General features: G+C 64.3%; 10 protein-coding genes. 3 read left to right on the top strand and 7 right to left on the bottom strand.

Annotated features, from left to right (window positions below):
* Positions 1-24: 24 nt before the first annotated feature.
* Positions 25-960, top strand: coding sequence for a hypothetical protein (locus EN955_RS22030; RefSeq protein WP_024501700.1), 936 nt, complete (start codon positions 25-27; stop codon positions 958-960).
* Between the two features lie 28 nt (positions 961-988).
* On the opposite strand, the gene EN955_RS22035 is transcribed toward EN955_RS22030, so the two are convergent.
* The 3 genes from EN955_RS22035 to EN955_RS22045 form a co-directional block, all read right to left on the bottom strand.
* Positions 989-2,545 (bottom strand): serine hydrolase, encoded by a 1,557-nt coding sequence (locus tag EN955_RS22035; RefSeq protein ID WP_024501701.1) that lies wholly within the window; start codon positions 2,543-2,545, stop codon positions 989-991.
* Positions 2,546-2,686: 141 nt separating this feature from the next.
* Positions 2,687-3,577 (bottom strand): NmrA family NAD(P)-binding protein, encoded by an 891-nt coding sequence (locus EN955_RS22040; protein WP_024501702.1) that lies wholly within the window; start codon positions 3,575-3,577, stop codon positions 2,687-2,689.
* A complete protein-coding gene (locus EN955_RS22045) occupies positions 3,574-3,756 on the bottom strand; it encodes a hypothetical protein (protein ID WP_024501703.1) in 183 nt (60 codons plus the stop codon). Before EN955_RS22045 ends, EN955_RS22040 begins: the two co-directional genes overlap by 4 nt.
* 217 nt (positions 3,757-3,973) lie before the next feature.
* Here EN955_RS22045 and gcvA point away from each other — a divergent pair, with 217 nt between their 5' ends.
* Entirely contained in the window at positions 3,974-4,885 is a 912-nt protein-coding gene (gene gcvA, locus EN955_RS22050; protein WP_024501704.1) for a transcriptional regulator GcvA, read from the top strand.
* A 52-nt stretch (positions 4,886-4,937) separates the two neighbouring features.
* Here gcvA and EN955_RS22055 read toward each other — a convergent pair whose 3' ends face one another.
* Both EN955_RS22055 and EN955_RS22060 read right to left on the bottom strand, forming a co-directional pair.
* Entirely contained in the window at positions 4,938-5,150 is a 213-nt protein-coding gene (locus EN955_RS22055) for a 4-oxalocrotonate tautomerase family protein (RefSeq protein ID WP_013530653.1), read from the bottom strand.
* A gap of 69 nt (positions 5,151-5,219) precedes the next feature.
* Entirely contained in the window at positions 5,220-5,957 is a 738-nt protein-coding gene (locus tag EN955_RS22060) for an SDR family oxidoreductase (RefSeq protein WP_024501705.1), read from the bottom strand.
* A 103-nt stretch (positions 5,958-6,060) separates the two neighbouring features.
* Between EN955_RS22060 and EN955_RS22065 the strand changes: the two genes are divergently transcribed.
* Positions 6,061-6,954 (top strand): LysR family transcriptional regulator, encoded by an 894-nt coding sequence (locus EN955_RS22065; RefSeq protein WP_024501706.1) that lies wholly within the window; start codon positions 6,061-6,063, stop codon positions 6,952-6,954.
* A 23-nt stretch (positions 6,955-6,977) separates the two neighbouring features.
* Here EN955_RS22065 and EN955_RS22070 read toward each other — a convergent pair whose 3' ends face one another.
* Positions 6,978-8,204, bottom strand: a complete 1,227-nt coding sequence (locus EN955_RS22070; protein ID WP_024501707.1) for a flavin-dependent oxidoreductase — start codon at positions 8,202-8,204, stop codon at positions 6,978-6,980.
* A 209-nt stretch (positions 8,205-8,413) separates the two neighbouring features.
* Positions 8,414-8,620, bottom strand: a 207-nt coding sequence (locus EN955_RS34870) for a hypothetical protein (RefSeq protein WP_164753056.1), incomplete at its 5' end; no start/stop codon positions are given.

Genomic DNA, 8,620 nt, shown 5'->3' on the forward strand with positions numbered 1-8,620 from the left:
CAGTCTGGGCTTCAGGGAAAACGAATGGATTTCAGCACAGGCCATGGTTACCTGCTCATCGGCGGCCTCATCCTCGTCGGTACTGGGCTGCTCATCCTGTCGCTGATCGTCAATCTGCGCGTCGCCCACAGTGTGCGCGACGACGTGCGTCATCGCGAAAAGCTGCTGGAATACTACCGTAACATCTTCTCGCAGTTGGGCGTGATCCTGATCGGCATCGGCGTGTCGCTGTTCATCTTCTTTTTCCAGCAGAATTACCAAGACCAGCGCAGACGCGAAACGGATCTCCAGCAGGTTCTGGCCAAGCTGGCGGCGCGCATCGCTCGCGGCGCTCCCCTCGTCGAGTCACTTGGCGAATTCGACGCGCTGCTGGATGACGGCGGGGCCTACGTTAGTCCCGAACTTGGTGGAACCAACGCCGCCATCGGCGCGCAGGGAGCGGAGCTTGGCAAGCAGATCCGCGAAATCCTGCTGGTTGAGCGCGACGTCGACATCCGGGACTTCGACATCCTCAACCTGTCGCGCGATTTCGAGTCGTCGTTCGTCGTCAACGAGCTCGATCCGACGCTATGGTTCGACATCGTGCGCGACGAGAGCGAGATCAAATATGCCATCACCCAACTCACCCTCGACTACAAGGACCTGCAGGATGCGATCGGCGGCGAGCCGATCGAGGTTGCGATCGCCAATCATGAAACCGAGCGCAAGATCAAGCACGAGGTGCTCGACATCTTCTACGATGCCGACCTCTTGCGCCAGCGCAGCAGGCGATTTCTCGGCCGTGCGTGCTGGCTTCTAAGCCACGGACGCAGCTTTGTCAGTCTTGCACCGGTCGAGGCGATCGAAGCCGACGCGAGGTCACATCAGGAATGGATCGACAGATCGAAGCCCTCGCTGGCACAGACGAAATCGGGCAACGGCGATTGCTTCAAACTGCTCCGATACGGCCCGGCATCCTGACTCCCGGCGGGACCGGTCGGTTTGGAAGTCAGTCCCCCACACGTTGCAGCGTGCCGAGATGATTGTCGTCGAGAAAACCTACAGTCATGGCCGACGCCTTGCCGTCAGCGCCGACCACGAAACTTACACCCGAGGGGCTGTCCGGCGTCTCCGCGTCGGGGAAGGTCAGGAAAAGATCACCGTCGAAATGCCTCAATGAATAGGACCGGCCGGCGGCCGGGCCCACCTTGAGTACAAGGTCGTCTCCCGCTTTCGACACAATCGCGTCGCCGATGAAGTCGTTGGCGTACCGGCCAGCATAGACACTGCCCGGCCCGGCTCGCCGTGACGGAGACGGCGGCGCGGCGTAGGCGGCCTTGGCCGCCGCGACCGCCGGACCGAACAGGCCCGCATAGATATCATTCCACGCCTTGACCCAGTCCTTCTCGACCTTACCGTCGAAGACGAGATCGGCGAAGCTGTCGGACAATCCCTCCGGCAGGCCAGTCGGAAAGGCGTTGGCGACGATGACTATGCCCAGCTTCTCCTTTGGGAAGACTGTCACCAGGGTACGCGCGCCGACGCTGAAAGCGCCGGCGTGGCCCCAGCTCAGGCCGTGTCGGCCGAATTCGACATTCCAGCCGAGGCCGTAGAACGATGCGCCGCCTGAGACGGGGTTGTTGCCGCGCGCTATCAGCGGAACATGCGTCTGGCTTAGCGCATCGGCGGCAATCAGTGTCTTGCCGGCATAAACGCCGTTGTGGAGGATGAGGCGCACCCATTGCGAGAGGTCACGTGCCGTAGAGCTGACGCCGCCGGCGGGCGCCTGCGCATCCGGATCGCGCTCTATCCTCGCTGCCCAGGCGCCATCGACCTTGACGTGAAGCGCGGCGCGGTTGGTTCGCTTGACGAAGTCCGAATGGCGGGAACTCGTGGAGGCCATGCCCAGCGGACGGTAGAGCTTCTCCTCGGCGACCTGCTCCCAGGGCTTTCCCGTCGGTGTCGCGGCTGCCACGGCACCCTCTGTCAATCCGAAATTGCTGTAAGAATACCCGGCCCGAAAGCTCGACGATGGCGGCACGAACCGCAGGCGATGCAGGATCTCGACGCGGTCGTAGCCAATGTCCTCGAGGTCGTCTCCGGCGGTGCCTGGAAGCCCGCTGCGATGCGAAAACAGGTCACGGACGGTGAGCTGGCTTGCCGGATAAGGATCGGCCAACCTGAAGGCCGGATCGAGATCGGCGATCTTCGAATCCCAGGACACGATCCTGTCGCTAACCAACGCCGCTACGACGGTGGCGGAAACCGGCTTGGAAAGGGAGGCGATCTGGAACACCGTGTCGGCGTCGACGGTCTCAGGCTTGCCGACCTCGCGATGCCCAAAACCCTTGAGGAAGATCACCTCGTCATCGCGCACGACGCCGATGGCGAGCCCGGGTACGGCACCGTCTGCGACGGCGGCTTCGGCAAGCGCTTCGAGCTTCGACAGGGCAGCAGTGATGCGCTCGGGCGTGAGGCTATCGGCCGGCGCCGCGTGCGGCCAAAGCGCCATTGCGGCGATGAAGACCCAAACCCTCCACTGACAGAGATTCCGATTCAGCCGCATGCACAAGCCTCCTCCCAGGAATTCACATGACCATGATACAGGCCCGCACGGGTGAGACCAGCCCTTCTCGGGCGGCTCACGCCGCGAGCCGGATTCATCGGCCGCGCCGACGACGTCAGCTTCAGCGCCGCGCTCCTGTTCCTACCGCCCAGCGGCGTCCGCCATCGCAACAAAGGCGCTCTCGATGGTCTCGAAAGCCAGCTCCGGATACAGCACCCCGGCTTCCGGCGTGGCCGTCTCGAGCGCGGTCTCGCCGCGTATCCAGAATGCCCGCAGCAGTCCAAGCCAGGGGGCTGACGCGATCATCGCCTCAAGCTCCGCCGCACTCTGAGGCACGATGCGCGGCGAGCGGCCGCTCACCCGGCGCCACAGATCGATCATTTCGTTCTGGGTGATCTTGTTTCGGGCGATGCGGATCTCGCTGCGGTTGGCCTTGGGATCGTTCAACGCGCGCAAGGTGACGGCGGCGATGTCCTTCTCGCTGACAAACGTCGCCGGCACATCGCCACCGCCATAAAGCGTCACCTCATCGGGCGGCAAGGGCGACGAGCCGAAGCGCATCAGATCGCCCAGCGTCGCCACCCAGGTCGAAAAGAAGCCGTTGGTGTAGATCACCGTGTAGGGCAGATCGGCTTGCCTGATCGCGTCGAACACGCCTCGCTTGAGATCGAGCGGCGGGATCGAGCCCGGGGCGGCGGCGGCGAAGTCGAGGCCGAAGCCGGCGGAAGGCACATAGCGGGAAACGCCGGCATCCCTCAGCGCCCGCACCAGCGTCATCTCGCTGGCCGAATGCACATGCACCGAGCTGATGACGCGGTCCACCGCACCGGCGGCGCGGACAAGGCTGTCATAGTCGTCGAGATCGCCGACGTGGATTTCGGCGCCGAGCTCCTTCAGCGAACGCAGCCGCTCTTCATCGCCGGCTGTTGCCGCACGAACCAGAACGTGCAGGCGATCGCCATTGCGGGCGCTGGCCTTCGCCATCTCGCTGCCCAGCAGCCCCGTCGCGCCGATGATCAGGGTGCTGGTCATATCGACCTCCCGTTGGGCAGGATGGAGCCGTCCCAGTCGCGCTCGAATCCGATGTCGTGCAAGCGATGGTTCGAGGAGCGTGAAACTTGGCGCAGCATGCGGCGGCGCTCGACGACTGCAGAGGCTCTGAGTGCAAGACCGCTCGTCGCGGCGCTGATGGATTCGAGAATCGGTTTCATGGTTCGTCTCCTGTGGTTCAGTAGGCGCAAGCGTGCCGACGCCGTCCGCAAGGGGACAAGCATGACGATTGCTCACACTGTTTCTGGTCGTTCAGCGCAGCGGCGAGATGGGAAAGCCGATCAATATCCGCTGCTACCCCTATATATTGGACATTTCCGGGCTGGACGACAAACGACTCTTTGTGCATGATTTGTGAGCAACACTCACAGGTGGACCATGCCGCGCAGACTGCCGCCCCTCACTGCCCTGCCCGCCTTCGAGGCTGCCGCCAGGCATCTGAGCTTCTCCAAGGCGGCGGGTGAGCTCAACGTAACCCATGGCGCGGTCAGCCGCGCCATCCGCAACATCGAGGACAGACTGGGCATCCAACTTTTCGATCGGGGAACGAGGTCCGTGCGCCTGACGTCAGTCGGCGCGGCCTACGCATCGGAAGTCAGGACGGCGCTGGACCAGATCGCCGCCGCCACCATCGCCGCCACGCCCGACCGCACGGCAGGCATCCTGAATGTCAGCACATCGGACGGTTTTGCCGGCCGCTGGCTGGTGCCGAGGCTGCATCGCTTCCACCGCGCCAACGCCGACATCGACGTGCGGCTGTCGACCTCGGGCGTGCTTTCCGATTTCGTCAGCGACGGCATCGATATCGCCATCCGCTACGGCAAGGGCGGCTATGCCGGCGTGACCGCGGAATTTCTCGCCGACGAAGAGGTCTTCCCGGTCTGCAGCCCGGAACTGCTGCAAGGCGAACATCCGCTGCGCCAGCCCGGGGATCTCCGGCATCACAAGCTGATCCATGACGCCTTTCGCATCGACTGGGCGACATGGCTGCAACACGCAGGCGTTGGCGATGTCGATCCCAAGCGCGGCGTGCGCTTCGATTCCGCCACCTTCGCCGTCGAAGCCGCGGTGCATGGCGAAGGCGTGTTGCTCGGCCGAAGCGCGCTGGTCTCGGCCGACCTCGCTGCGGGGTGGCTGGTTCGTCCCTTCGATCTCGCGCTGAAATCCGCCTCGCGCTACTACGTCGTCTACCGTGACGGCGCGCTGCGCCAGAAAAAGATCAAGGCGTTCCGCGACTGGCTGTGTGCCGAAGTGGCCGCCGACTGGGTCGGTGCGACGAAGGATGGCTGATGCGGCAAGGGTTCAATTTGTGAAAGGCACCTCTTCGAGGTCTAGCCCTGCACTACTCCTTCGCGCGAAAAACTTCCGGCACGACGAACACTTCGTCGGCCCGGCCATAGCCTCCGTCGGCGACCTCCTCGACCAGCACCATCGTGTAGGGGCGTACGCCCTCACCGAAAAAGTCGACGAACATCGCGGTCGTCCGATGGATGAGGTCTTCCTTCTGCGCTTTGGAGAGGGCCGCTTGCGGTAGCTTGATGTTGGCGAATGGCATGATGTTTCCTTAGCTTTTCGAGTGTGGAAGTCAGGCAGTCAGGAGAGCCAAGCCGGCCTGGTTGCCGCCTCAGACCACGCCGCCATTGGCGCGGATGATTTGCCCGTTGACCCAGAAGCTGTCCGGACCGGCCAGGAACGAGACCAGCCCGGCAATGTCGTCGGGCTGGCCGAGCCGGCCGAGCGGGATCATCTTGCCGATGGCCTCGATCTGCGCCTCGCTCTTGCCGTCCGTGAACAGCGCGGTCTCGATCGGTCCGGGCGCCACCGCGTTGACGGTGACACGGCGCGCGCCAAGCTCCTTGGCCAGGATGTGGGTCATCGCCTCGACACCCGCCTTTGTGGCGGCGTAAACGCCGTAGCCCGACTGGTAGAGACCGACGACGCTGCTGGAAAAATTGATCATGCGGCCGCCGTCGCGAAGCCGGCGCGCACCTTCCCGCATGCCGCGAAACACGCCGCCGAGATTGATCGCGATCTGGGTGTCGAACGAAGCATCGTCGGTCTGCGCGATCGGCGAAATCTTCATGATGCCGGCATTGTTGACGAGGATGTCGATGCCGCCGAACGCCTTCTCGCCGGCGTCGAACAGCACGGCGATGCCGTTCGGATTGGCGATATCGGCCTGCACGGCGATCGCCCTGCCGCCGCCGGTCTCGATCGCGCGGACCAGTTCTTCGGCCTCCGCGCGGCCCCGTGCATAGTTGACGACAACGGCGACGCCGTCACGGGCGAGCCGCTGTGCGATGGCGGCGCCGATGCCTTTGGAGGCGCCGGTCACGATCGCGGTTCTGGTTTGATTTGTCATCGAAGTCTCTCCGCGTTGTTGGTGACACGGATATAGGCCAAGCCGAATTCCGGATAATCATCCACCCATTGACATCACTATTCGGGAACTGCGAACAAAGAGCATGGATCGGCTGGACACGATGCGGCTCTTTGTTCGCGTTCTGGAGCGGCGCAGCTTCACCGCTGCCGCGGCCGATCTCGGCCTGCCGCGCTCAACCGCGACGGAAGCCATCCGGCGGCTGGAGGAGCAACTCGGCGCGCGGCTGCTGGAACGAACGACGCGGCAGGTGAACGCCACCCAGGATGGTGAAGCCTACTATCGGCGCTGCCTGTCGATCCTGGCCGAGATCGAGGATGCCGAGGCCGCCTTCCGCAACGCCGAGCCTTTCGGCCTGCTGCGCATCGACGCCAGCACGCTGCTCACCCGCACATTCCTGTTGCCGCGCCTGCCGGAGTTTCTCGACCGCTATCCCCGCATCGACCTGCAGATCGGCCAGAGCGACCGGCTGGTCGATCTCGTGCGTGAAGGCGTGGACTGCGTGATCCGCGTCGGCGAGCCGCCCGACAGCGGCATGATCATGCGGCGGCTCGCGATGATCCGCGAGATCACCTGCGCCAGCCCCGCCTATCTCGAGCGCCACGGCACGCCCGCCTCCCCCGATGCGCTCGACGGTCACCAGGCGGTGGGCTTTGTCTCGTCGCGCACCGGAGAGACCCTTCCGTTCGAATTCACTGTCGCCGGCAATATCCGTGAGGTGCGGCTGCCCGGCCGCGTCACCGCCAACAATTCCGATACCGCCGCCGACCTGGCGCGGCTTGGCCTCGGCCTCATCCAGGCGCCGCGCTATCGTTTCGAGAAGGATCTTGCCGATGGGACGCTGGTCGAGGTGCTGGCTGATTATCCGCCATCGCCGACGCCGCTGTCGGCGCTCTACCCGCAGAACAGACAGCTCTCGCCGCGCCTTCGCGTCTTCCTCGACTGGGCCTCACGCATCTTCGCCGAGACAAACCTGTAGGCTGCAAAACGCGCCACTCGCGATCAACTCGGTTTTGCAAACCCGGCCAGGGACGCATAGCCGCGTACCACGCTCTTGCGTTCTTCGCGCGAAGCGACGGCGTCGATGTCATCAAACCCATGCGGCGCCCGGGCCTCGACCATGTCTATGACCGCTTCCGGCCCGCCTTGCCGATTGGCCAGCACGATGGCCGATGTGGCCGGCCGCCGCTCCCCGTCATACCGTGTTAGCGCGGCTTCGACGGTCGGTCCTGCGGCCAGATGCATCGCAAGGCAACCAGCGTCGAGTATTGCCTGGCTGGCTCCGTTCGACCCCACCGGGTACATGGGATGCGCCGCATCGCCGAGCAGCGTCACCCGCCCGAACGACCATCGTGGCAGCGGGTCGCGGTCGCAGTTCGGATATTCGTAGAAGCCATCCGTTGCCTGGATGATCGAGGCGGGGTCGACAAAATCAAGCTGAAACCGGTCACGCACGAAGGGCAGCACATCGTCGATCACGCCCGGGCGGCTCCAGTCGCCGGGACGCAGCGGTGATGAGCCGCTATCGCCGGTATTGGCCATTACCGCCCAGTTCGTCAGCCTGGTCTCTTCGCGATCCGGCTCGATCGGATAATAGACGAACTTGGCGAAATTGCCGCCGGCAACCGCCATGGTGCGCCCGTCGCGCCAGACCGGCCACGGCGTGGCGCCGCGCCACAGCATCGTGCCGTTCCAGATCGGCGGCCCTTCTTCGGGATAGAGCACGGCCCTGACGGCGGAATGGATCCCGTCGGCGCCTATGAGCAGGTCGCCATGGGCCTCGCCACGCGAGCCGTCATGCCGGCGGAAATGCGCCACGACCTCGCCCTCGTTCTGTTCGAAGGCATCGACACGGCTTGCCGTGCTGATGACGTCGCCGCCAAGCCTGTTCACCACGGCCCGGTGAATCAGCCCCAGCAGCCTGCCGCGATGAATGCTGATTTGCGGAACCTCATAGCCGGCATCGATGCCCCGCAATTCCTGCCATACGATCTGGCCGAAGCGGTTGGTGTAGACAAGCTCGCGTGTCCTCACCCCCTCCGCGTCGAGCGCCGGCATCAGCCCAAGCCCGGCCAGCGCCTTGACAGCGTGAGGCAGCATGTTGATGCCGACGCCAAGTTCGCGGATGTCGTCGGCCCGCTCGAAAAGTTCGACCTCGATGCCTGCCTCATGCAGGAACAGAGCAGTGGTGAGGCCGCCGATACCGGCCCCGGCGATCAATGCTTTCATCAGTCACTCCCTTGCCGTGAAAAGTCCCCCCGAGCCGGTCAGATGCCCGTCGACTCGCGACGTCACGGCGATGCGCGTGGCCGGGGATATCCGAGTTGCATGGCGACGAAGTCTGCCGTGCGGGCACCATGGCGGGCAGCGATGGCGCGCAGCGTTTCGTCCAGGACTTTTGGCGGTCTCCAGATGGCTTGACGACGAGGCTACCGGCGTTAGGTTTCGTCCGAAATGACATAAATCGGGCGAATACTGCCATGCGCAGGCACGTTGCCGTCGTCGTTCACCCCGGTTTCCAGCTTCTGGATGCGGCCGGGCCGACAACCGTCTTCGAGATTGCGGAGCGCTGCCGCCCGGACAGCTATGAGTTGGTTTTGCTGTCGCCCGGCGGCGGCGGCGTTGAAAGCGCCTCTGGCCTGAAG

It is taken from the genome of Mesorhizobium sp. M7A.F.Ca.CA.001.04.2.1, assembly GCF_003998485.1.
GTDB lineage: Bacteria > Pseudomonadota > Alphaproteobacteria > Rhizobiales > Rhizobiaceae > Mesorhizobium > Mesorhizobium ciceri.